Annotated in this window: 22 protein-coding genes and 1 pseudogene; 14 read left to right on the forward strand and 9 right to left on the reverse strand. The window is 66.8% G+C overall.

Annotated elements, in window-relative coordinates; all coding sequences use genetic code 11:
* Positions 1-166 precede the first annotated feature (166 nt).
* The 3 genes from AB4083_RS21680 to AB4083_RS21690 all read left to right on the forward strand — a co-directional run bounded on the left by AB4083_RS21680 (position 167) and on the right by AB4083_RS21690 (position 2523).
* Positions 167-673, forward strand: coding sequence for a hypothetical protein (locus tag AB4083_RS21680; RefSeq protein ID WP_441610584.1), 507 nt, complete (start codon positions 167-169; stop codon positions 671-673).
* 853 nt (positions 674-1526) lie between these two features.
* Positions 1527-2012, forward strand: a complete 486-nt coding sequence (locus tag AB4083_RS21685; RefSeq protein WP_441610585.1) for a hypothetical protein — start codon at positions 1527-1529, stop codon at positions 2010-2012.
* Positions 2013-2148: 136 nt separating this feature from the next.
* Positions 2149-2523 carry a tetratricopeptide repeat protein gene (locus AB4083_RS21690; RefSeq protein WP_441610586.1) on the forward strand — a complete coding sequence of 125 codons (375 nt, stop codon included), beginning with the start codon at positions 2149-2151 and terminating at the stop codon, positions 2521-2523.
* A 6-nt stretch (positions 2524-2529) separates the two neighbouring features.
* Here the strand turns inward: AB4083_RS21690 and AB4083_RS21695 are convergent, their stop codons facing one another.
* Positions 2530-3267: a 16S rRNA (uracil(1498)-N(3))-methyltransferase gene (locus AB4083_RS21695; RefSeq protein WP_441610587.1), complete on the reverse strand. Its 738-nt coding sequence runs from the start codon at positions 3265-3267 to the stop codon at positions 2530-2532.
* Between the two features lie 306 nt (positions 3268-3573).
* Between AB4083_RS21695 and AB4083_RS21700 the strand changes: the two genes are divergently transcribed.
* Entirely contained in the window at positions 3574-3915 is a 342-nt protein-coding gene (locus AB4083_RS21700) for a hypothetical protein (protein ID WP_441610588.1), read from the forward strand.
* Positions 3916-3938: 23 nt separating this feature from the next.
* On the opposite strand, the gene AB4083_RS21705 is transcribed toward AB4083_RS21700, so the two are convergent.
* Entirely contained in the window at positions 3939-5306 is a 1368-nt protein-coding gene (locus AB4083_RS21705; protein ID WP_441610589.1) for an adenosylmethionine--8-amino-7-oxononanoate transaminase, read from the reverse strand.
* A gap of 72 nt (positions 5307-5378) precedes the next feature.
* Here AB4083_RS21705 and gspN point away from each other — a divergent pair, with 72 nt between their 5' ends.
* From gspN to AB4083_RS21735, 6 genes are all read left to right on the forward strand, one after another.
* Positions 5379-6161 carry a type II secretion system protein N gene (gene gspN / locus AB4083_RS21710; RefSeq protein WP_441610590.1) on the forward strand — a complete coding sequence of 261 codons (783 nt, stop codon included), beginning with the start codon at positions 5379-5381 and terminating at the stop codon, positions 6159-6161.
* On the forward strand, positions 6158-6946 hold the full coding sequence (locus AB4083_RS21715) for an inositol monophosphatase family protein (RefSeq protein ID WP_441610591.1): 789 nt from the start codon (positions 6158-6160) through the stop codon (positions 6944-6946). Before gspN ends, AB4083_RS21715 begins: the two co-directional genes overlap by 4 nt.
* Before the next feature lie 9 nt (positions 6947-6955).
* Complete coding sequence (nudE, locus tag AB4083_RS21720; protein WP_441610592.1) at positions 6956-7513, forward strand: ADP compounds hydrolase NudE; 558 nt, start codon at positions 6956-6958, stop codon at positions 7511-7513.
* A gap of 10 nt (positions 7514-7523) precedes the next feature.
* The gene (gene cysQ, locus AB4083_RS21725) at positions 7524-8342 is read left to right on the forward strand and encodes a 3'(2'),5'-bisphosphate nucleotidase CysQ (protein WP_441610593.1); all 819 of its coding nucleotides are present in this window, start codon (positions 7524-7526) and stop codon (positions 8340-8342) included.
* A 4-nt stretch (positions 8343-8346) separates the two neighbouring features.
* Positions 8347-9159 carry a nucleoside triphosphate pyrophosphohydrolase gene (mazG, locus tag AB4083_RS21730; protein WP_441610594.1) on the forward strand — a complete coding sequence of 271 codons (813 nt, stop codon included), beginning with the start codon at positions 8347-8349 and terminating at the stop codon, positions 9157-9159.
* 313 nt (positions 9160-9472) lie between these two features.
* Positions 9473-10243 (forward strand): DUF4097 family beta strand repeat-containing protein, encoded by a 771-nt coding sequence (locus tag AB4083_RS21735; RefSeq protein ID WP_441610595.1) that lies wholly within the window; start codon positions 9473-9475, stop codon positions 10241-10243.
* A gap of 6 nt (positions 10244-10249) precedes the next feature.
* On the opposite strand, the gene AB4083_RS21740 is transcribed toward AB4083_RS21735, so the two are convergent.
* From AB4083_RS21740 to AB4083_RS21755, 4 genes are all read right to left on the reverse strand, one after another.
* Positions 10250-11383 carry an SLC13 family permease gene (locus AB4083_RS21740; protein ID WP_441610596.1) on the reverse strand — a complete coding sequence of 378 codons (1134 nt, stop codon included), beginning with the start codon at positions 11381-11383 and terminating at the stop codon, positions 10250-10252.
* A complete protein-coding gene (locus tag AB4083_RS21745) occupies positions 11380-12012 on the reverse strand; it encodes a glutathione S-transferase family protein (protein ID WP_441610597.1) in 633 nt (210 codons plus the stop codon). Before AB4083_RS21745 ends, AB4083_RS21740 begins: the two co-directional genes overlap by 4 nt.
* A gap of 152 nt (positions 12013-12164) precedes the next feature.
* On the reverse strand, positions 12165-14645 hold the full coding sequence (locus AB4083_RS21750) for an ABC transporter permease (RefSeq protein WP_441610598.1): 2481 nt from the start codon (positions 14643-14645) through the stop codon (positions 12165-12167).
* On the reverse strand, positions 14642-15346 hold the full coding sequence (locus AB4083_RS21755) for an ABC transporter ATP-binding protein (protein ID WP_441610599.1): 705 nt from the start codon (positions 15344-15346) through the stop codon (positions 14642-14644). Before AB4083_RS21755 ends, AB4083_RS21750 begins: the two co-directional genes overlap by 4 nt.
* Here AB4083_RS21755 and AB4083_RS21760 point away from each other — a divergent pair.
* The 3 genes and pseudogenes from AB4083_RS21760 to AB4083_RS21770 all read left to right on the forward strand — a co-directional run bounded on the left by AB4083_RS21760 (position 15345) and on the right by AB4083_RS21770 (position 17878).
* Positions 15345-15977, forward strand: coding sequence for an arylesterase (locus tag AB4083_RS21760; RefSeq protein WP_441610600.1), 633 nt, complete (start codon positions 15345-15347; stop codon positions 15975-15977). The two genes, AB4083_RS21755 and AB4083_RS21760, sit on opposite strands and share 2 nt — an antisense overlap.
* Positions 15978-16086: 109 nt before the next feature.
* A pseudogene (locus tag AB4083_RS21765) lies at positions 16087-16785 on the forward strand (response regulator transcription factor); the annotation flags it as partial.
* Between the two features lie 106 nt (positions 16786-16891).
* The gene (locus AB4083_RS21770) at positions 16892-17878 is read left to right on the forward strand and encodes a sensor histidine kinase (RefSeq protein WP_441610601.1); all 987 of its coding nucleotides are present in this window, start codon (positions 16892-16894) and stop codon (positions 17876-17878) included.
* A 114-nt stretch (positions 17879-17992) separates the two neighbouring features.
* Here AB4083_RS21770 and AB4083_RS21775 read toward each other — a convergent pair whose 3' ends face one another.
* Positions 17993-19348: a 3-oxoacid CoA-transferase gene (locus AB4083_RS21775; RefSeq protein WP_441610602.1), complete on the reverse strand. Its 1356-nt coding sequence runs from the start codon at positions 19346-19348 to the stop codon at positions 17993-17995.
* Between the two features lie 226 nt (positions 19349-19574).
* On the opposite strand from AB4083_RS21775, the gene AB4083_RS21780 reads away from it, so the two are divergent.
* Positions 19575-20564 (forward strand): isoaspartyl peptidase/L-asparaginase family protein, encoded by a 990-nt coding sequence (locus AB4083_RS21780; RefSeq protein WP_441610603.1) that lies wholly within the window; start codon positions 19575-19577, stop codon positions 20562-20564.
* A gap of 97 nt (positions 20565-20661) precedes the next feature.
* On the opposite strand, the gene AB4083_RS21785 is transcribed toward AB4083_RS21780, so the two are convergent.
* A complete protein-coding gene (locus tag AB4083_RS21785; RefSeq protein WP_441610604.1) occupies positions 20662-21123 on the reverse strand; it encodes a hypothetical protein in 462 nt (153 codons plus the stop codon).
* A complete protein-coding gene (locus AB4083_RS21790) occupies positions 21120-22298 on the reverse strand; it encodes a sialidase family protein (RefSeq protein ID WP_441610605.1) in 1179 nt (392 codons plus the stop codon). The genes AB4083_RS21785 and AB4083_RS21790 overlap by 4 nt, the downstream gene beginning before the upstream one ends.
* Positions 22299-22308: the final 10 nt, after the last annotated feature.

The following is a 22308-nucleotide window of genomic DNA, read 5'->3' on the forward strand; positions in this document are numbered from 1 at the left end:
CTCTACTTAGGGCTGCGCAACATCAGTAAAAAATGGACGCTTCCAATCCATGATTGGAAGGCGGCGCTCAACCGCTTTACCATCCAGTTCGAAGGCCGCATCCCTCAGCTTTAAAGCGATCCCGTTTACACAAAAGTCTGTACAAGCCCTTGAGCCAATGAAAACAATGACGCCTGCCATTCTCATGGGTTTCGTACTCTTATTGCTCGGGATGGCGGTGGCGTCACCTGCTGCCATTGATTGCGTGGCTCGAGAGGCTCGGATAAGCGTTAAGCCTCTCGCACAGCAAGAGCTAGATATTGAAGGGCGAACATTCCTCTACGGAATCTTTACGCTATCCAACAAGTCAGGTAAGCCTATCCGTGTACTTGCGGATGTTGGCGGGCAGAAGTACTGGATCGTTGCCCCAAACTCTTCCTCGCTTCAACGGAGAGAGGGCAATTCCTGGGTGGACGATTTCGTCGCCTTGTCCGAATATTTGGGGTTCGACAAGAAAGTTACCATTCCGGCAGATGGCGAATGGCAGTTAATTTACCCCCTTGATGTTCTGATCATCAACAAGGTTAGCCAAGCCCAGGAGTACAGACTGGTCTTGACGGATGTTGATCGTTGCAGCATTGCATCGGAGGCATTCACGTTGGAATCGCTCCGCAAGTCCGCGCCCGCGCTGTAAGCGCGCACTTGCGCCACACGGTGGGTCTCGTCCGTTGATGGTCTTGCGCTCGGGAAGCGCGCTTCGATGCCGCTTACGCCAGCCTGCCCCAAGAGATCTGCGGTTCTTGGTTTTCAGACCAGGCCTATATAAGGCCGATCGCGGATGAGCGCTTTATCACGTTAGACGGCGATGCCGTCGTAGAACACTACGATCAGGACCGAGGTCGGCCGGAGTTCTCCGTGGCCGACCTCTCGCCAGCATCGGGAGCGATGCCACCTGTGCCCTTAGTGAACCGCAATGTATTACACGAACGGAAAGAGAGTCCGGCTTGGTGATTTCGTCAGGATCTATCGCGGATGCAGAGGCATCGTCGTGTGTGATGTTGATGGAGGCTCATATGACGCTGCCTATCCGGAAGCTACGTGGAGGTCGGCCTTGGAGCAAGGGATTCTTATCCGGTCGGCGCGCGCGGGGCTGGTCCATCTCGCTGAATCAGTCGAGGATCTGGAGTTGGTTCGGCGGGCTAAGTGATCAGGCTGCGGCGCGCGATGGTGCCTGGCGACCCGATGGCGCAGGGTATTGATAGCCCTGCGCACGAAAGAAGCGCTTTGACTCGGCTTGCCTCAAAGTGCTCAGAGAGATCGAGTCGTCTGATTTTTCGGACCAGGCCTATATCGCGGCGATCATGGATGAGCGCTTCATCACATTCGATGGTCATATCGTCGTAGAGGATTGCGAACAGAGCCGGGTCTGTATCGCAACTCTGGCTCTCGTTGATTGCGCATGTTTTGGTTTGCGCTGCCATCCGTGATGGCGTGGATCGGCAAGCCTGCGAAGGTGGGCGAGTGCAGGTTCGCCGCCATAGAATTTCTTGCCAGTGGTGCTGGCGATTGAATATTTGAAGGTTGTTATGAGCGAATTGATTGGCTTCGAAATAGCGCGTGATGTTGACGGCTCGTGTGAGCTGTCGATCGAGCTGCAATCCGGTCGCTTTTCGGGGCGCGGCTCGGCGTACTTCGATCCCGAATTCCTTTTAAGGAAGGGACGAGATTTTGCTGCCTATCCCCTGCCGGAGGAAGGCGTGGAGCTTATCGGTGGCCACTTGGACAAGAACGATTTGTCCAAGCTGAGATGGAGGCACGTTGATGTTTCCGCGCGCTCTACGGGGTTGTTAGGTCAGATCGGTTTGCGGGTGTCGGTGGCGGAACCTTCGGATGATGGGAAAGGCATTCGCTCATATGTCTTTATCGAGATAGAAACCGATTACTCACAGCTGTCGACGCTATCGGAGGGGTTGATCGCTCTGGCTGAGGGGCGGAACGACTCCTTCGCGATGGAATTCCGTAAAAGAGGGTAGGCGGCAAATGTCGCGGTGCTGTATCAGGCGGGGTAAGCGCCTGTATCTATCGACAAGTTCGGTCACTTCGTGCCGCGGGTATGCGCGGCGAAATGTGGTGTGTCGTGGATGGCTTTAGACAGGTGATAGGAACTACATGCCGACAGCAAGCAAAGCCACGTCGCGATCTGGCGATCCGCGAGAGATGCTGGAAACTGCGTGCGATCTCTATGAAACCGGAGAGCGGCACCGCTCCATGCAGCTCTTCAAACGAGCGGCCATAGCCGGAGTGATCGAGGCTCAGGTCAATCTGGCGAACGTCTACGATGCTGGAGATGGCGTTAGACGTAACTTCGAGACCGCGCGTTACTGGTACAAGCGTGCGATCAGCCAAGGAAGTCCAGAGGCGGCCTACAATCTGGCCGTGAGTTATTTGAATCGGGATAACTTCAGATGGGCGCGTCACTGGCTTCTCGTCGCCGAGCAGCTGGGCGATGAGGACGCGAGAGAGCTTCTCGAAGGGCTCGTCTGAGCGGTTTCAGATATCGCCGTGCAGCGCCTGCAGTGCAGCCAAAGCTGCGAGCCCGGCGGTCTCGGTACGCAGAATCCGCGGCCCCAGCCGCAGCCCATGAAACGCCGCGGTATTGAGCGCGCCCACGTCGCGTTCGCCCAGCCCGCCTTCCGGCCCGACCACCAATACCCCGCCGCTTGCCGGGAAATGCAGCGCACGTGACTGCACTGTGCCTTCCGGCAATAGGGCAAGGCGTAGCGCACCATCGTCGGCTGGCAGGTCTCGCAGCCAGGCCTCAAGCGACAAGGCCGGCACGATCTCCGGCACCATCGCGCGCCCGCTCTGCTCGCACGCGCTCTCCGCCACCGCACGCCAATGCGCCAGGCGCTTCTCCGCGCGTGCGGCATCGAGCTTCACCTCGGAGCGTTCGGTATGCAGCGGCACGATGCGCGCCACGCCCAGTTCGGTGGCCTTCTGCACGATCAGGTCCATCTTCTCGCCGCGGGCAATGCCTTGGGCCAGCGTGAGGCGTAACGGAGATTCGTTGTCGATGCGCTCGCTGCTTTCGACACGCACGCTCACTTCGCGCTTGCTTACGGTGACGATGGTGGCGGCGTAGTCGTGGCCGTCGCCGTTGAACAGCACCAGGGTGTCGCCGGCGGTCATGCGCAGGACGCGGGCGACGTGTTCGCCGGCCTGGGTGGGCAGGGCGAATTCGGTGCCGGTGGCGAGGGGTTGGGGGACGTGGATGCGGATGGTGCGCATGGTGTTGAGCTGGTGGAAAAGTGGCAGTTTAGCTGTATCGCTTCGTTGCTGAGACGAGTAGTCCCTCTCCCGTCGGCGACCCGAAGGTAGTCCCCGTGGGAGAGAGGGGTTGGGGTGAGGGTACGGGCGGAGTGAGGCGCTTCGCTTCGCCCGTACCCTCATCCGGCTGCCGCCACCTTCTCCCGGAGGGAGAAGGGCTCCAACCTTGGAAACTGAGGAAATCGGAAATGCTTGCGCCGGTTTGGTTGCTCATCGCTGCCCACAGGCGCAGCATCCTTGAACCCACGGCTTCCTGAGGGCCGAGTCATGTCGACATCCCCCATTCTTATCGCCACCTTGCTCGCTGTTCTGGCGAGTTCAACCTCAGCGCAGGACGCCAAGGCACCCACCCAGGATGCCCGCACCCGGCGTATCGAAGGCCTGGAAACCATGCCGTATACGCCGCCAGCCGCCAGCACGCAGGGCAGTCAGCGGGCGGTTGACGACCATAACTGCCTGCGCCAGACCGGCAGTCATATCCCGCCGAAGAAAGGTAAGTGCATTCCGGCTCCGGGGCGGGTGTACGACAAGCAGGACCTCGATCGGACGGGCGAGCAGAAGCTTGGGCCGGCGTTGCGGAAGTTGGACCCGAGCGTGGGTGGGCACTGAGGGGTTTGGGCAGGGTGCGGGTTTTACTCTGCGATGGCGCGTTCCATGCCGGCGATGGCTACGTCAACCAGGTGATCAAGTTCATCCGTACTCACCACGTAAGGGGGCATGAAGTAAACGACGTTACCCAGCGGCCGCAGCAGCGCGCCGTGCTCCAGCCCATGCAGATACACCCGCAGGCCGCGGCGTTCCTCTGACGGATAGGGCGTGCGTTTCGCCTTGTCGCGCACCAGTTCCAGCGCGGCGATCATGCCGGTCTGCCGCACGTCGGCGACATGCGGATGCTCGCGCAGCGGCGCCAGCCGCTTTGCCAGATGCGCCGCCAACGCCCGATTGCGCTCCAGCACCGGCTCGTCGCGGAAAATATCCAGCGTCGCCAACGCTGCACGGCAGGCCAGCGGATTACCGGTATAGCTGTGCGAATGCAGGAAGGCTTTTCCGGCGCTGTATTCGGCATAGAAGGCTTCGTACACCGGTGCGCTGGTGAGCACCGCCGACAGCGGCAGGAAGCCGCCGGTAAGTCCCTTCGACAGGCACATGAAATCCGGCGACACATCCGCCTGCTCGCACGCGAACAGCGTGCCGGTGCGGCCGAAGCCCACGGCAATCTCGTCGGCAATAAAGTGCACGCCGAACTCATCGCACAGCGCGCGCAGTCCGGTGAGATAAGACGGGTGATACATGCGCATGCCACCAGCACATTGCACCAGCGGCTCGACGATCACCGCGCAGGTTTCGTGCGCATGCTGCTCCAGCAACGCGCGCAACTCGCCAAGGCGGCGTACCGCGCAGGCTTCCGCGCTTTCGCCCGGTTCGGCCTCATAGGCATCGGGCGAGGGGGCCAGAATCGGCGTCAGCAGCAGCGGCGCATAGGTCTTGCGGTAAAGCGCCACATCGCTGACCGATAAGGCGCCCAAGGTCTCGCCGTGATAACTGCCGCTGAGCGCGATAAACCGGGTCTTCTGCCCCCGCCCCTGATTCAGCCAGTAATGAAAACTCATCTTCAACGCGACTTCGATCGCAGCGGAACCGTTATCGGCCAGAAACACCCGCTCCAATCCCGCTGGCGTGATGGCCGCCAGGCGCTCCGCCAGTTCGATTGCCGGCTCGTGCGTAAAGCCGGCGAAGATCACATGCTCCAGCGTATCGAGCTGCTCCTTCAGCGCCGCCCCGATCCGTGGGTTGGCATGCCCGAACAGATTGGTCCACCAGGAGCTGATCCCGTCCAGATAGCGCCGCCCGTCCGCATCCACCAGCCACGGCCCTTCGCCGCGGACGATGGGCAGCAGCGGCACGGCGCCGGCGTGGTCGTGCATCTGGGTGCAGGGGTGCCAGAGATGGCGCAGGTCGCGCGCGGCGAGGGCTTGGTTGCGGCTTTCGTTCGGGTTCATCCGGGTATGATCGGGGTTCGGCGCCGGCTGCCTCAAGCCCGCCTGTCCGTTGGAACTCCCCTGGAGTCAGATTTGTTGATCCGGTTGCGCACCGTCCTGCTGTTCCTGTTGCTGTTGTCCGCCCTGGCCTGGCTGGTGGCGTACCTGCCGGCAAGCTGGGTGCGGCCGCAGCTGGAGGCGCGCCTGCACGGCCTGCGCCTGGAGGGGCTGAGCGGCACGCTGTGGGATGGCCATGCGCAGCGCGTGCTGGCCACCAATGGCGGCGACCTGGGGCAGTTCGACTGGCAGCTTTCGCGCCGCGCGCTGCTCGGCGACACGCAGCTGAGTGTCGCCTTTCACGGCCCCTGGGGCCGCCTGAGCGGCCAGTTGCGCCAGCTCGACGGCAAGCGCGAGGAATGGAGCCAGGTGCAGATGGATGGCGACCTGGCCGAACTGTCCTCCCGCCTGGCGCCGGCGGCCGATCGCCTCGACGGCCGCCTCAGCATCGACCACGCCCGCGTGGTGCTGCAGGGCCGCTGGCCGGTGGAGCTGGACGCCGCCGCGCAATGGACCGGCGCACGCCTGCAGGGCGCGCAGCGCGAGCTGGCTTTCGGCAATCTGCAGTTGCGCGCCAGCGGCGCGGCCGGCGTGGTCAACGCCACCCTGCAGGACGACGGCAACGGCCCGCTGCAACTGGCCGGCCATCTGGCGCTGAGCCCGCTGGGCTGGAAATACGACATCAAGGCCAGGCCGCGCGAGCCCGATCCGGCGCTGCGCGACTGGCTGGCAGGTTTCGGCCGGCTGGCGGCCGATGGCAGCATGCATTTGCAACGCAGCGGCGGACTGGCCGCGATCATGGGCAAGGGGAATCGATGAGCGCACCCGATCTGGCGCGGGCGTTGTCCGCGGCGCGCGAGGCCGCTGAAGCGGCGGCGGAAGTGATCCGTCATTACTGGCGGCGCGGCGTGGAAGTGGAGATCAAGAGCGACGCCACCCCGGTGACCGTCGCCGACCGCGAAGCCGAACTGGCCATCCGCAAGGTGCTGCAGGGCGCGCTGCCGCAGGCGGCCATCTACGGCGAGGAATTCGGCCTCGACGACAGCGCGAGCGAGCTGCTGTGGCTGGTCGATCCGCTCGACGGCACCAAGAGCTTCGTACGGCGCACGCCCTTCTTCTCCACCCAGATCGCGCTGATGCACCGGGGCGAACTGGTGCTGGGCGTGTCCAGTGCTCCGATCTACGGCGAAACGCTGTGGGCCAGCGCCGGCGGCGGGGCCTGGTTTGAGGGTGAGCGCGTGCGCGTGGCGGCCACCGATAGCATGGCGCAGGCCTCGATCTCCACTGGCAACATCAAGACGCTTACCGCCGACGCGCGCTGGGCCGAGCTGGGCGCGCTGATCCGCGACAGCAACCGCATCCGCGGCTACGGCGACTTCTGCCATTACCACCTGCTGGCGCGCGGCGGGCTGGATCTGGTGATCGAATCGGACGTCAACATCCTGGACGTGGCGGCGCTGGCCGTGATCGTGCGCGAGGCCGGCGGCGTGTTCACCGACCTCGACGGCCAGCCGCTGACCCTGGACACGCGCAGCGTGCTGGCCGGTACGCCGGCCCTGCATGCGCAGGCGCTGACGCGGTTCCATGCAGCACTACCGAGCTAGAATCGAACGATGCCCAAGCCACCGATCATCCATGCCACCCGCGACGTCCACGACAGCCATTTCCTGCGCGTGGAGCAGTTGGACCTCGAATTCTCCAACGGCGAACGCCGCACCTACGAGCGCCTGAAAGGCAGCGGCCTGGGTGCGGTGATCATGGTGCCGATGCAGGACGACGACACCGTGCTGCTGGTGCGCGAATACGGCGCCGGCGTGGGCCGCTACGAGCTGAGCCTGCCGAAGGGCCGGCTGGACCAGGACGAGACGGTGGAGCAGGGCGCGGACCGCGAGCTGAAAGAGGAAATCGGCTTCGGTGCGCGCAAGCTGAAGATCCTGCACAACCTGTCGCTGTCGCCGTCGTACATGACGCATATGGCGCACGTGGTGCTGGCGCAGGACCTGTATCCGGAGCGCCTGCAGGGCGACGAGCCGGAAGAACTCGAAGTGGTGCCGTGGAAGCTTGCCAACCTGCATGAGCTGATCGCGCGCGACGACGTCACCGAAGGCCGCTCCATCGCCGCGCTGTTCATGGCCCGCGAGTATCTCGCCGGCCGGTTCAAACCGGCATGAGCAAGCCGGCATGAGCGCAGCACCGGTTTCCCCGCTGCTGCGCCAGGTCGCGGCGATCGCGCGCGACGCGGCCGCGGCGATCCTGACGGTGTATGGGCAGGAGTTCGAAGTCCTGCGCAAGGCTGACCATTCGCCGGTGACCGATGCGGACCTCGCTGCACAGCGGGTGATCGTGGCCGGGCTCGATGCGCTGGACGAGCAACTGCCGGTGCTGTCCGAGGAATCGCGCATCGCGCCGTGGACGGAGCGGCAACGCTGGTCGCGCTATTGGCTGGTGGACCCGCTCGACGGCACGCGCGAGTTCGTCAAGCGCAATGGCGAGTTCACGGTGAATATCGCGCTGATCGACGGACACGAATCCGTACTCGGCGTGGTGCTGGCACCGGTGACCGGCGACCTCTACGCCGCCGAGCGCGGTGGTAACGCGTGGCGGCAGGAAAGCGCGGATGCGCAGTGGAAACCCATCGCCACGCGCGCGATCGCCGAGCCGCCCGTGGTGGCCGGCAGCCGTTCGCATGGCAGCCACGGCGCCGTACTACTGCGCGAACTGCTGGGCGACGATTTCGTCGAAACGCCGATGGGTTCCTCGCTGAAGTTCTGCCTGCTCGCGCGCGGCAGCGCCGACGTCTACCTGCGCCGCGGCGCCACCAGCGAGTGGGACACTGGCGCTGCGCAATGCGTGCTGGAAGCCGCCGGCGGCGCCGTGCTGGACCTGACCGGCCAGCCGCTGCGCTACAACCGCAAGGACTCCCTGCTCAATCCGGAATTCCTCGCCGTGGGCGACACGGCCATCGACTGGACCGCGCGCTTGCGCGCGGCGGACGTGTGATTGCATGAACGCTTCCAAGCGCCACAGCCTCGACGACCTGCTCGCCATCATGGCCCGCCTGCGCGATCCGCAGACCGGCTGCCCGTGGGATGTACAGCAGGACTTCGCCACCATCGCGCCGTACACCATCGAAGAGGCCTACGAAGTGGCCGACGCGATCGACCGCAAGGACTGGCACGACCTGCGCGACGAGCTGGGTGACCTGCTGCTGCAGGTGGTGTTCCATGCGCGGATGGCGCAGGAGCAGGGGCTGTTCGATTTCGCCGACGTGGCGCATGCGATCAGCGACAAGATGATACGCCGCCATCCGCACGTGTTCGGCGACGTCAGCTATGACGACCTCGATGCGCAGATGGAAGCATGGGAGGCGATCAAGGCCGAAGAGCGTGCGGCCAAGGGCGAGCTGCATGACGACAGCGCGCTGGCCGGTGTGTCGCGCGGCTTGCCCGAGTGGAAGCGCGCGCTGAAGCTGCAGCAGCGCGCGGCGAAGGTCGGTTTCGACTGGCCGGATGAGCAGCCGGTGCTGGACAAGCTGGCCGAAGAGATCGAGGAAGTGCGCGTCGAGTTCGTGGCAGGTGCCGACAAGGCGCGCCTGCAGGACGAGATCGGCGACGTGGCCTTCGTGCTGGTGAATCTGGCGCGGCATGCGGACGTCGATTTCTCGCAGGCGCTGCGGCATGCGAATGCGAAGTTCGAGCGCAGGTTCCGGTCGATGGAAGCGGTGGCGCGGGAAGACGGCGTGCCGCTGGCCGAGCGCGACCTGGAAGCACAAGAGGCGCTGTGGCAGCGCGTAAAGGCTGGCGAAAGTCACGCGTAGGTTGGGGTGAGCCGTAGGCGAACCCCAACACCGTGGCCTCCAGATGTCTCGCATCGTTGGGGTTCGCCTGCGGCTCACCCCAACCTACGCCGGCCGTCCCGCCCCCGCCAAAGAAAGAGGCGCGAGGTTCTGGGGGCCTCGCGCCTCAAGTTCCATCTCGCTGGGCAACAGCGATGCTTGCGTTGTCGTTGTTATGGGAACACTGGATGGCAGAACGCCCATGCCAACTGGCGGTTGACCCGCCGGGCCAGCCTTGCAACCTTTTGGCCGGCGGCCGCATCAGAACGCCGAACGTCCATCAAGGAGCCACCCCATGCGTCACCTTTTCCTCGCCAGCCTCCTGCTGCTGCCGCTCGCCGTGCAGGCCGAAGACTGCAAATTCCAGGCCGCGCGCAATCTCCAGCTCGACCTGGGCGGCGTGCACTCGGTGCAGATCGACCTGCGCAGCCATGACCTGCACCTGCGCGGCGACAGCGCCGTGCGCAACGGCGAACTGACCGGCCACGCCTGCGCCTCCAGCCAGGACCTGCTGGACGACCTGGTAATCACCCAGCGCCGCCAGGGCGACGTGCTGATCGTCGAGATCGGCCGTGAGCACACGCATTGGGGTATCGGCCACAGCTACTCCAACCTGGTGGTCAACCTGAAGTTGCCGCCGGCGATCCCGGTCACCTTGAACGGTGGTTCCGGCGATGCCTGGGTCGAGGGGATGAAGCGGCTCGAGGCGCATGTCGGTTCGGGCGACCTGCACGTGAAGGATCTCGACGGCCCGCTCAATGCCAGCATCGGCTCGGGCGACCTCGACGCCAGCCACGTCGGCAGCGTGGACCTGGGCGCGGTCGGCTCGGGCGACTTCAAGGCCGAGGACATCAAGGGCGACGTGCGCGTGGGCAGCATCGGCTCCGGCGACGTGGCGGTGACGCGCGTCGGCGGCAGCGTCCGCGTGGATACGATCGGCTCGGGCGACCTCACCGCGCGCGACGTGGGCGGTGATTTGTCGCTGGGCGCCAAGGGCAGCGGCGATGTGAACTACTCGGGCGTGCGCGGCAAAGTCAACGTGCCGCGCGACCGTGGCGACGACTGAGCCCGCTCAGCCCAGCCAGCGCGCCACCAGGAACGTCACCAGGTAAACCAGCGGCGCGCATACCAGCAGGAACGGTATCGACACGCGATGAAACAGCCGCAGGCCCTGCGGCTGTTTCGCCAAACGCAGGGCGATCAGGTTTGCCAGCGAACCGATCGCCACGCCGAAGCCGCCCACGTTCGCCGCCACCGCCAGGGCCATGGCATCCGGCGCGCGTTCCAGCAGCAAGACCGTGGCGGGCACGTTGCTGATCAGCTGCGAAGCGAGGATGCCGCTGGCGTAGAGATGCAGCGGCTGGTTCAGCTCCACCCGGTCCAGCAGCTGCCCCACCCAGGGCAGCGCGGCGAAATGGCCCAGGCCGAGGAAGATCGCGGCGAAGGTCGCCAGCAGCAGCCAGTCGACCCGCGCCAGCAGGCGCCAATCGAACAGCGCGAACGGAATCAGCAGCAGCGCCGCGCCGATCAGCGCGTGGCCGTGCTCCATCATCAGCACCATCATCGCCAGCGCCACGATCGACAGCACCGCCTGGGTGGCGGAAACGGCATGGCCGTCGATTTGTTCGGCGCGCAGTTCCACCCGCGCGCGCGGCAGCCAGCACCAGGCGAGCAGGGCGACCAGCACGAACATGGTGGCTGCAGCCGGCAGCATCGCGCCGACGAATTCCATGAAAGGCAGGCGCAGGTACTGCCACACCAGCAGGTTCTGCGGATTGCCGATCGGGCTCAAGGTCGAACCCGCATTCACCGCCAGCGCTTCGAGGACCACCAACCGCAGCACCGGCAGGTTGGAGATGCTGCCGGCGGCCACGGTGAGCGGCACGATCAGGAACAGGCTGACGTCGTTGGTGAGCACCATCGACAGCAGCGCCGTGATGCTCACCAGCAGCAGGCCGAGCGCACGCTGCGAATGCGCGCGCGCCACCAGCAGGCCGGCCAGATGCTGCACCAGGCCGCTCTCGCGGATGCCCTGGATCGCGATCATCAGGCCGAGCAGGCCGGCGATGGTGGGCAGTTGCAGCCAGCGCTGGTAGTGGTTCCACGGCTGCGGATCGGCGACGGCCAGCACCAGCGCCAGCAGGGCGAAGGCGGCGAGCAGCCATTCGTCCTTGAGGCGCTGGCGCCAGCGGGTGCCGGCGCTCACTGCCACTCGGTGAGGCCTTCCAGTTCGTAGAGTTTTTTCCAGCTCGGGCGGGCGCGCACCAGGTCGGCGAGGCGCTTGAGCGCGGGCCATTCGGTGGCCGGCCGCGGCATGTTGCGCGACCAGCGCAACAGCATGGTCAGCATCAGGTCGGCGCCGCTGAACTGCTCACCAAGCAAGTAGGGGCCATGCGCCGCGAGCTGCGCGTCGAGGCGATCCCACACCCTTTCGATGCGCTGCTGGATGGCGGCACGGATCGCCGGCGGATGTTCGTCGTAGCCCAGCTCGCGCGGATAGAACCACAGCCGGTAGGCCGACATCAGCGTATTGCTCAGATACACCACCCACTGCTGCCACAGCTCGCGTTCCGGGGTGCCGGCGGCTGCGATCAGGTTCGCTTCCGGATGGCGCTCGGCCAGCATCAGCAGCAGGGCGCCGGATTCGAAGCGCACGCTGCCGTCGATCGTCAGCGCGGGCACGGTGCCGCCGGGATTGAGCTGCAGGTATTCGGGCGAATGCTGCGCATCGCGCTCGAAGTCGACCAGCTCCAGGTGATACGGCGCACCGATTTCCAGCAGCGCCAGATGCACGACCATGCTGGCGGTGCCGGGGGAGTAATAGAGCGTGTACATGGCAGGGCCCGTGATGTGGACCCTGCGATCTTAGCCGCCAGCGCCCGGCGCAGGTTGGGGTGAGCCGCAGGCGAACCCCAACATGGCCACGTTGGGACGCACCTCATTGTTGGGGTTCGCCTGTGGCTCACCCCAACCTGCGCGGCACGCTGTCACGACTCCCGCAGTATCTGCATCGGCGAGGTGCGCGTGACTTTGCGCGTGCCGGCCAGGCCCAGCAGCATCACCGCGATCGCCGCGGCCAGCGCCGCCAGCAGCAGCGGCCCCAGCGGCGGCACGAAGCCTTCGATGCGGAACACCGCACGCCCCAGCCACCAGCCCGCGCCCGCGGCGCCGAAGGCGGCGGTGAGGCCGGCGACCAGGCCGAGCAGGGCGAATTCGCATGCCGCCGCCAGGCGCAGCTGCCCGCGGCGCGCGCCCAAGGTGCGCAGCAGGGCGGCTTCGTGGCGGCGTTCCGCGGCGCTGGCGGCGAGCGCCGCGGCCAGCACCAGCGCGCCAGCCAGCAGGCTGAAGGCCAGCACCCAGCGCACGGCGTGGCTGACCCGGTCGACGATCTCGCGCACGCGATCGAGCAGGGCGTCCACGTCGATCAGGCTGAGGTTGCCGAAATCGCGCGACAGCCGCGCCATCGCTTCGGTGTTGCCGCGTGGCGCGTAGAAGCTGGCGATCCAGGTATGCGGAAGTTCCTTGGCATGCGCCGGATCGAGCAGCAGGAAGAAGTTCACCCGGAACGAACTCCAGTCCACCTGGCGCACGCTGGCCAGGCGCGCCTGCACCGTGCCTTCGCCGATGTTGAAGCTCATGCTGTCGCCGATTTTCAGACCGAACATGTCGCGCCACATGGTATCGACCGAGACTTCCGCGACCGGCGGGCTCGGCCCGTTCCAGGCACCGGCGACGACGCGGTTGGACGGCGGCAGCTCGTCGGTCCAGGACAGGCGCAGCTGGCGGTCGCTCCAGTCCTTGGCGCGCTCGTCCTGGAACTTGAGCTGGTCGATCGGGCGGCCGTTGATGGCGGTGAGCTTGCCCACCGCCAGCGGCAACATGTTGAGCTGCTGCGCGCCGAGCTTGCCCAGCGCCTGCTCGAAGCCGGCGCGCTGGTTGTCCTGCAGGTTCAGCACGAACCAGTTCGGCGTGTCCGACGGCAGCTCGCGCCGCCAGCTTTCCAGCAGCGCGGGCGCGACGATCGCCATCAGCAGCAGCGCCACCAGGCCCAGGCTCAGCGCGGTCGCCTGCAGCAAGCTCATGCCGCGGCGCCGCGCCAGCGCGGCCAGGCCCAGGCGCAGCGCCGGATGCGCGCCGGGGGCGACGCGCCGTGCGAACCACAGCAGCGCAGCGGCCAGCAGCGCGGCCACCGCCGCCACGCCGGTCAGGCTGGCGGCGAGGATGCCGGCCATGCGGGCGGAGCCGCTCTGGCTCCAGATCAGCGCCAGCGCCACCAGCACGGGGATGAAATACAACGCATCGAAGCGGCGCACGCGGCGCGCCATGCTTTCGCGGAACACCGCCACCGGCGGCACCTCGGCCAGCCGCGCCAGCGGCGGCAGGGCGAAGCCGGCCAGCACGGCCACGCCCATCGCCGCGGCGGCGAAGGCCGGACCCAGCGGCAGTTCCACCGGCACGCTGGTGAACAACGTGCTGGCGAACGACCACGCGGCCTGGGCGATGCCCAGCGCCAGCGCCACGCCCAGCAGCGAGGCCGGCACCGCCAGCGCGCCCAGCGTGCCCAGCAGCAGGCCGAGCACGCGCCGGCGCGGCGTGCCGAGGGCGCGCAGCAGGGCGACTTCGTTGGTCTTGCGCCGCGCATAGCGCTGCGCGGCCAGCGCAATCGCCACGCCGGCCAGCAGGGCGGAGAGCAGGGCGGTCAGGCGCAGGAAGGCGCCGGCGCGGTCGAACGCGCTGCGCATGCGCTCCTGGGTCTGTTCCGGGGTGATCAGTTCGGCGCCCTGCGGCAGCTTCTGCGCCTGCGCCCAGCTGCGCCAGCGCGCCACCTGGGACGGCTCGCCGGCCACCAGCAGGCGATGGCGCGCGCGGCTGCCGGCGCCGAGCAGGCCGGCCTGTTCGGCGTCGGCCAGGTTCATGATGGCGCGCGGGGCCAGCGCGAACAGCTCGCCGCCGTCCGGCTGGCGCAGCAGTTCGGCGCCGATGCGCAGGTCGCGCCCGCCGACCTGTACCGAATCGCCGGGCTTCAGGGCCAGCGCCACCAGGGCGCGATGGTCCAGATACACCTCGCCCTGGGCCGGCCCGTGGCCGCTGTAGTCGCCGCGGGCGGCGCGCAGTTCGAGCTGGCCGCGCAGCGGATAGGCCGCGTCGGCCGCCTGGACGTCCAGCAGCTGGCTCTGCTCGTGCGCAAACGCCACGCTGGGAAAGCCGGAGCCGCGGGTGATCGCCAGGCCCTCGTCGCGCGCCTGCGCCGCGTAGGCGTCCGGCAGGCGCTGCGGCGAGCCGATGCCGAGGTCGCCGCCGATCAGCTCGGCCGCATTGGCCAGCATGCCGCGCTCGATCCGCGTGGCCAGGGTGGCGACCACGCCAAGCGCGACCACCGCCAGGGTCAGCGACGCGGCCAGCGTGCGCAGTTCCGGCAGGTGCCATTCGCGCACCAGGCTGCGCAGGGCCAGGCGCAGCAGCCTCATGCGGTGAGCTCCGCCGGGCCGCGGGTGATCACGCGGCCTTCGTGCAATTCCACCCGACGCTGGCAGCGTTCGGCCAGCAGCGGGTCGTGGGTGACCAGCACCAGGGTGGTGCGGTGGTCGCGGTTGAGCGCGAACAGCAGGTCGCTGACGTGGTGGCCGGTGCGCTGGTCCAGGTTGCCGGTGGGTTCGTCGGCGAACAGCAGGCGCGGCGCGTGCACGAAGGCGCGGGCGATCGCCACGCGCTGCTGCTCGCCGCCGGACAACTGCGCCGGGTAATGCCGGCGGCGCGCGGTCAGGCCCACCGCTTCCAGCGCCTCGCGGGCGCGCGGGCGGGCGTCGTCGCGGCCTTCCAGTTCCAGCGGCAGCATCACGTTCTCTTCCGCAGTCAGCGCCGGCAGCAGGTGGAAGGACTGGAACACGAAGCCGACCAGCCGCCGGCGCAGGTCGGCGCGGGCTTCCTCGTCCAGGCTTTCCAGCGCATGGCCCTCCAGCCCGACGTGGCCGCTGCTGGGCACGTCCAGGCCGGCCAGCAGGCCCAGCAGGGTGGTCTTGCCGGAACCGGAGGCGCCGACGATGGCGAAACTCTCGCCCCCCTGCACCTGCAGGCTGACCCCGCGCAGGATGTCCAGTTGCCCCTCGGGGCCGCGCACCGACTTGCTAACATCGCGGGCTTCGAGAAGCGGACGGGAAATTTCGCTCATGCGTCGGATCCTATGGCTGGTACTGCTGTGGCTGGGCTGCGCGGGCGCCGCGACGGCGGCCGATACGCCCCGCACGGTGCTGGTGCTGGGCGATTCGCTGTCCGCCGCGCACAACATTGCGGCGGCCCAGGGTTGGGTGCATCTGCTGGAAGTACGTCTGGGCGACATGGAGCCGGGCTGGACGGCGATCAATGCCAGCATCAGCGGCGAAACCTCGCTCAGCGGCCGCAACCGCCTGCCAGCCCTGCTGGAGAAGTACCGCCCGGGCGTGGTGGTGCTGGAACTGGGCGCCAACGACGGCCTGCGCGGCCTGCCGCTGCCGGCGCTGCGCGAGAACCTGGCGGCGATGATCGACGCGGCGCAGAAGTCCGGCGCCAGGGTGCTGTTGCTGGGGATCGAGCTGCCGGTCAACTATGGCCCGCAGTACCGCGACGGGTTGCGCGCGATCTACGCCGGGCTTGCGCGGGACAAACACACCGCGCTGCTGCCGTTCCTGCTCGAGGGCGTGGCTCTCGATCCCTCGCTGATGCAGGATGATGGCCTGCATCCGACGGCCGCCGGTGAGCCGAAAGTGCTGGAAAACGTGTGGAACGCACTGCATCCGTTGTTACAGGGAAGTGCCAAAAAGTGAACGGGTAGCGCTTTTCGGGCCTTCGCTGAACGGATACGAAAACGTTTCACACCCTGGTCACCCGGCGCGAAGTTAGCTTTCACCAATGTGAAGTGCTAGGAGGTAAAGGATGAGTTCTCGCGACGAACAATCTGGCTTGATCCTGTTGGTGGAGGACAACCGTCAGATCGCCGAAATGGTCGGCGAATTTCTGGAGCGGCGGGGCTACTCGGTCGATTACGCCTCCGATGGCGTCAGCGCGCTGCATCTGGCGGTGACCAACAGTTACGACGTGGTGGTATTGGATCTGATGCTGCCGGGCATGGATGGCCTGGAGGTGTGCCGCAAGCTGCGCAAGGAGGCGAAGAAGTCGACGCCGGTGCTGATGCTGACCGCGCGCGACACGCTGGAGGACAAGCTGGTCGGCCTGGAGTCCGGCGCCGACGACTACCTGGTCAAGCCGTTCGAAGTGCGCGAACTGGAAGCGCGCCTGCGCGCCCTGATCCGCCGCGACCGCCGCCAGGTTTCCACCGAGGTGCTGACCGTCGGCGACATGACGCTGGACACCGCCACCCTGCGCCTGACCCGCGCCGGCAAGGAACTGACCGTCTCGCCGATCGGCCTGAAGCTGCTGGCGATCCTGATGCGCGAATCGCCGCGCGTGGTGAGCCGGCGCGATATCGAGCGGGAGATCTGGGGCGACACGCTGCCCGATTCGGACACCCTGCGCTCGCACCTGTACAACCTGCGCCGGGTGATCGACAAGCCGTTCGACCGGTCGCTGCTGCACACCATCCATTCGGCCGGTTATCGCCTGGCCGACCTGGATGCGGAAACCCCGGGCTCGAAGTCCGGCCTGGATCTGTCGCGCTCGCCGCTGGACGCGGACGGGCATGGCTTGTCCAAGAACCAGGTGGCCTTCTTGAAGTAAATCGATGGCCGCATCGCTTTCACCACCAGCGACGGAAGGCTCCCGCCGCGGCGCCTTCCATCGCCGCATGGCCTGGCTTTTCGGCCTGCAGACGGTGTCGGTGGCGGCCCTGTGCGTACTGGGCGTGACCCAGGTCCTGCCGGCGCTCGCGGTGCTGGGGCTGATCGTAGTACTGGGCGCGCTGGCCTGGCTGATCGCACGGCGGCAGTGGCGGCAGGTGCGGCGGCTGGCCAAGGCGGTGCGCAGCTGGGACGAGCGCAAGGCCGACAGCGGCGAGTGGACCCCCGGCGAGCTGCCCAGCCGCGCGGATGCCGACGTGGCGGTGCTGGCGGAGGGCCTGTACGACTTCGCCCACCGCATCGCCGGCTACAACCAGCGCGAGCGCAACTTCACCCGCGACGCCAGCCACGAACTGCGCAGCCCGCTCACGGTGATCAAGATGTCGGCCGACATGCTGGCGGACGAGCCCACCCTGGGCGAGTTCGGCCAGCGCTCGGTACAGCGCATCAAGCGCGCCACGCGCGAGATGGAGGCGCTGGTGGAGGCCTTGCTGATCCTCGCGCGCGAGTCCGACAAGGGGCTCACCGAAGAGGACTTCGTGGTCAACGACGTGCTGGAACGCGAATTGCGCGACGTGCGCGAACTGCTCGAAGGCCGGCCGGTGACCCTGCGCCTGGACGAGCCGGCGCGCTTCGCGCTGCATGGCTCGCCGCGCGTGTTCGCGGTGCTGTGCTGGCAGCTGATCCGCAATGCCTGCCAGCAGGCGGAGGAGGGCACCATCGTGATTACCGTGCATCCCGGCGCGGTGACGGTGACCAACCGCGTGGACAACATGGGCCCGGACAAGGTGGATCGCCACGGTTTCGAACTGGCGATCGCGCAGCGCATCAGCGAGCGGTTTGCGTGGCCGCTGGAACTGCAGACGCGTGACGGCAATCAGCACGTGGCGCGGATTCGATTTCCACACCCGTTGCCGGCGAGCGTCGGCTGATCGAGCCATGGCGTAGGTTGGGGTGAGCCGCAGGCGAACCCCAACAGTGAGGCGTATGAAGGTGGTCGTGTTGGGGTTCGCCGATGGCTCACCCCAACCCACGCCGATCTGGCCTTAGCCCAGCGTCGGCGCCACCACAAAATCGCAACCCGTCTTCGCCTTCACCTCTTCCACCGTCACCCCTTCCTGCAGTTCGAGCAGGGTCAGGCCCTTGCCTTTCTCCACTTCGAACACGCACAGGTCGGTGATGATCAGGTCCACCACCTGCTTGCCGGTAAGCGGCAGATCGCATTCGTTCTTGATCTTCGGCGTGCCGTCCTTCGCGGTGTGCTCCATCAGCACCACCACGCGCTTGACGCCGCTGACCAGGTCCATCGCGCCGCCGGGGCCCTTGACCATCTTGCCCGGCACCATCCAGTTGGCGAGGTCGCCGGTGCAGGACACTTCGAGGCCGCCGAGGATGGACAGGTCGATATGGCCGCCGCGGATCATCGCGAACGATTCGGCGCTGGAGAAGAAGCTTGAGCCGGGCAGGGTGGTGATGGTCTGCTTGCCGGCGTTGATCAGGTCCGGATCGACGTGCGCTTCGTCCGGGAACGGGCCGATGCCGAGCAGGCCGTTCTCCGACTGCAGGGTGACGTCGATGCCTTCCGGAATGAAGTTGGCGACCAGGGTCGGAATGCCGATGCCGAGATTGACGTAGAAACCGTCGCGCAGCTCCTTCGCCGCGCGCTGCGCCATCGCGGTGCGCAGCGGGCTTTCCTTGCCGGTGTTGGCGCCGGCGATGGTGCGGAACTCGATGCGCTTCTCGTACGAGGGACCCTGGATGATGCGGTCGACGTAGATGCCCGGCACGTGGACCTGGTCCGGCTCCAGCGTGCCGACTTCGACCAGTTCCTCCACCTCGGCCACGCAGATCTTGCCGCAGGTGGCGATCATCGGATTGAAGTTGCGCGCGGTCTTGCGGAACACCAGGTTGCCCAGGCGATCGCCCTTCCATGCCTTGACGATGGAGACGTCGGCGTGGATGGCTTCTTCCAGCACGTATTCCTTGCCGTCGAAGAGCTTGGTCTCCTTGCCTTCGGCCAGCTTGGTGCCGAACGCGGTGCGCGTATAGAAACCGGGGATGCCGGCGCCGCCGGCGCGCAGCTTCTCGGCCAGGGTGCCCTGCGGCACCAGATGCAATTCCAGCTCGCCGGCCAGCACCTGGCGCTCGAATTCCTTGTTCTCGCCCACGTAGGAGGCGTACACGCGCTTGACCTGGCGGGTCTTCAGCAGCGGGCCCATGCCGAAATCGTCCACGCCCGCATTGTTGCCGACGATGGTCAGCCCCTTGGTGCCCTTGGCGAGCAGGGCGGCGATCAGGTTCTCGGGAATGCCGCACAGGCCGAAGCCGCCGGCGGCGATGGTCATGTCGTCGAACAGCAGTCCGTCCAGGGCCTGTGCCGCGCTTGCATAAACCTTGTCCATTGCGATGCCTTCTTGCAGGGAGAGCCAGCTACCAAGGATACGACGGATCGGTGCCCGCTCATGCTGTACCAAGGTCCAGGGCGCTTGCGGCGGGGCCTCCAAAAGGCGTCACATTCGGCTGAGTACGGCCGTTCCGCTGGCTATACTCGGCCCCGTCCATCTGGGGAGAACGACCGTGAAGTTGCAGCGCCTGCTTGCCGCCCTTGTCTTGCTGGGAGCGTCCGCCATGAGCCATGCCACGACCCCGGTGCTGGTGATCCACGGCGGTGCCGGCGTGATCAAGCGCGATATGAGCCCTGCCCGCGAGAAAGCCGTGCGCGCCGCGCTGACCCAGGCGTTGCAGAACGGCTACGCCCAGCTCAAGGCCGGCAAGCCCGCGCTGGATGCGGTGACGGCGGCGATCACGGTGCTGGAGAACGATCCCAACTTCAACGCCGGCAAGGGCGCGGTGTTCACCCACGACGGCAAGAACGAGCTGGATGCCGCGGTGATGGATGGCTACACGCTCAAGGCTGGCGCGATCGCCGGCGTGCACCGGGTAAAAAACCCGATCCTGCTGGCGCGCGCGGTGATGGAAAAGAGCCCGCACGTGATGCTGGCCGGCGATGGCGCCGAAGCCTTTGCCAAGGAGGCCGGCATCGAGCTGGTCGATCCGGCGTACTTCCGCACCGAGGAGCGCTGGCAGCAGTTGCAGAAGGCGCTGAAGGAAGATGCCGAGCACCGCGCGCACGAAGACGTGGAAACCGCCAAGCATTTCGGTACGGTTGGCGCGGTGGCGCTGGATACACAAGGGCATCTCGCCGCCGGCACGTCCACCGGCGGCATGACCAACAAGCGCTGGGGCCGCATCGGCGATTCGCCGCTGATCGGCGCGGGCACGTATGCCAACAACGGTTGCGCGGTATCGGGCACCGGCTGGGGCGAGTTCTATATCCGTACCGTGGCGGCGCATGAAATCTGCATGCGCGTGACCCAGATGCGCGTACCGCTGAACCGCGCGGCGGCCGAGGTGATCAACCAGGAGATCCCTTCGATGGGTGGCAATGGCGGCGCGATCGCGCTGGACGCCCAGGGGAATGTGGCGATGCCGTTCAACACCGACGGGATGTTCCGCGGGTGGATCGGCGAGGATGGCAAGCCGCACGTGGCCATTTACGGCGACGAGGATGACGGCACGCATGATCCGCTGCCGGCCGCGGAGAGCAGCGCCGAGTGAATCGTAGGTTGGGGTGAGCCGCAGGCGAACCCCAACGATGCGAGGCGCACGAAGGTGGTGATGTTGGGGTTCGCCTGCCGGCTCACCCCAACCTACGTCATGGGATAGCGGCGAGCTTCGCCTGAGTCAGCTGTCCGCTGATCCCGCTGCGTGAACCATCCGCGCGAATGATCAAGGTGCGTGGCAGCTCGCCGCCCCAGTCCGGATCGATCAGGTAATTGATGCGTTCGGGCGTAGCGTCGGCATAGGCGCGAGAGGGAAGCGCAGCGACGCCAGCAGCATGCAGGCGCTGCTCAAGCGCCGCACTTTCGGTCATGCTGTCGGTGGCGACAGTAATCACTTCGATCTCGCGCGGATGCGCGCGCTGCAGCTTCTGCAAAGCCCGCAGATTCGATTCGCAATACGCGCAATCCAATCCCCACAAGGCCAGCACACGCACACCGTGAGCCGGTGGCTTGAGCAAGGCCGGCACGTCTTCCGCCTTCAGCGCAACCGGCGCGCCGGCCTGCGCCGCGAACGGCAATGCCAGCAGCAGGGCGAGCAATGCGTAGCGGATCACAAGGCCTCCGTCGGCACCAGGCGGAAACCTGCCGCGGTATTCCACGCCACGAACGCGCGGCCTTGCCACAGCAGCAACTGCGGCGAGGCGGCCGCGCCCTTGGCGTTGGCGATGGCGCGCGCATCGCCGAAGCTGGCGCCGCCGTCGTGCGATTCGCGCAGCATCAGTGCGAAGCCCCGCGCATCCACCTGGTTCCACACCACCCACACCTGCTTGCCGTTCACCGCGATGTCCGCATGGCTGGCGCCGGCGCCGGCGCCGGCGATGGTTTGCAGATGCACAGGCGGCTTGCCGGGTTCGAGCTGGCCGTAGTGGATGGTCGGCTTGTCCTTGGCCTCGTACCACACCGCATGGCGCACGCCGTCGGGGCCGATGGCCAGGCCGGGACCGTGGTGCGGGCAGCCGGCGATATGCCAGTCATCGAAGGTCGCGCGCTGCGGGTCGAGCGGACGGCCATCCGCATGCAGCACGGCATACGCGTGGTCGCGGATGTTGTCGCCGAAGATGCTGCGGTAGAACGCGGCGATCTCGCCCTGCGGCGTGCTGGCCAGGGCGATGCGGCAGCATTCGCAGGTCTCGTCGGCGAGCTTGCGTTCGGCGGAGAAAGTGGCGCCGCCGTCGCTGGAGACGCTGGTGTAGATCGCGGCGCCGAGATACGGCTTGCCCTTGGCGGTAGCCGCTTCCAGGTCGCGCTTGTCGATCCACGCCATCACGATGCGGCCCTTGCCATCCACTGCCATCGCATCGAAGCGATGGGTGATCTCGGCGAGGTCGTGATGCACGGTGACCGGCGTGGAGAAATGTTCGCCGCCATCGGTGGAACGCGCGAAGCGCACGAATCCGGTCCACGGCTTGGCCCGCGGCTGCGACCAGCTCACATACAGCTCACCCTTGCTGCCGAACGCGATCTTCGGCCGGTTCTCGCCTTCCGCGTAGATCGGCTCGGCCTGCGCGTTGACCGGCGTCGGCGCGCTCAGCGTGCGGCCGAAATCGTCCGAATGGCGCAGGCGCACGTGGCCGTCCGCGGCATCCACCACCCATAGCCGGCCCTTGCCGTCGATGGCGGCGCTGGCGCCGAGATCGGGGCCCTTGGGCATGGCCATGCCGGCGTGCATGTCGTGCGCCGCGGCGGTGGTCGCGACCAGACAGAACAGCAGGGCGGCGAGTGTGCGCATGGGGAGGTTC

The organism is Dyella sp. 2RAB6 (genome assembly GCF_052115385.1).
In the GTDB taxonomy this organism is placed as follows: Bacteria; Pseudomonadota; Gammaproteobacteria; order Xanthomonadales; family Rhodanobacteraceae; genus Dyella_D.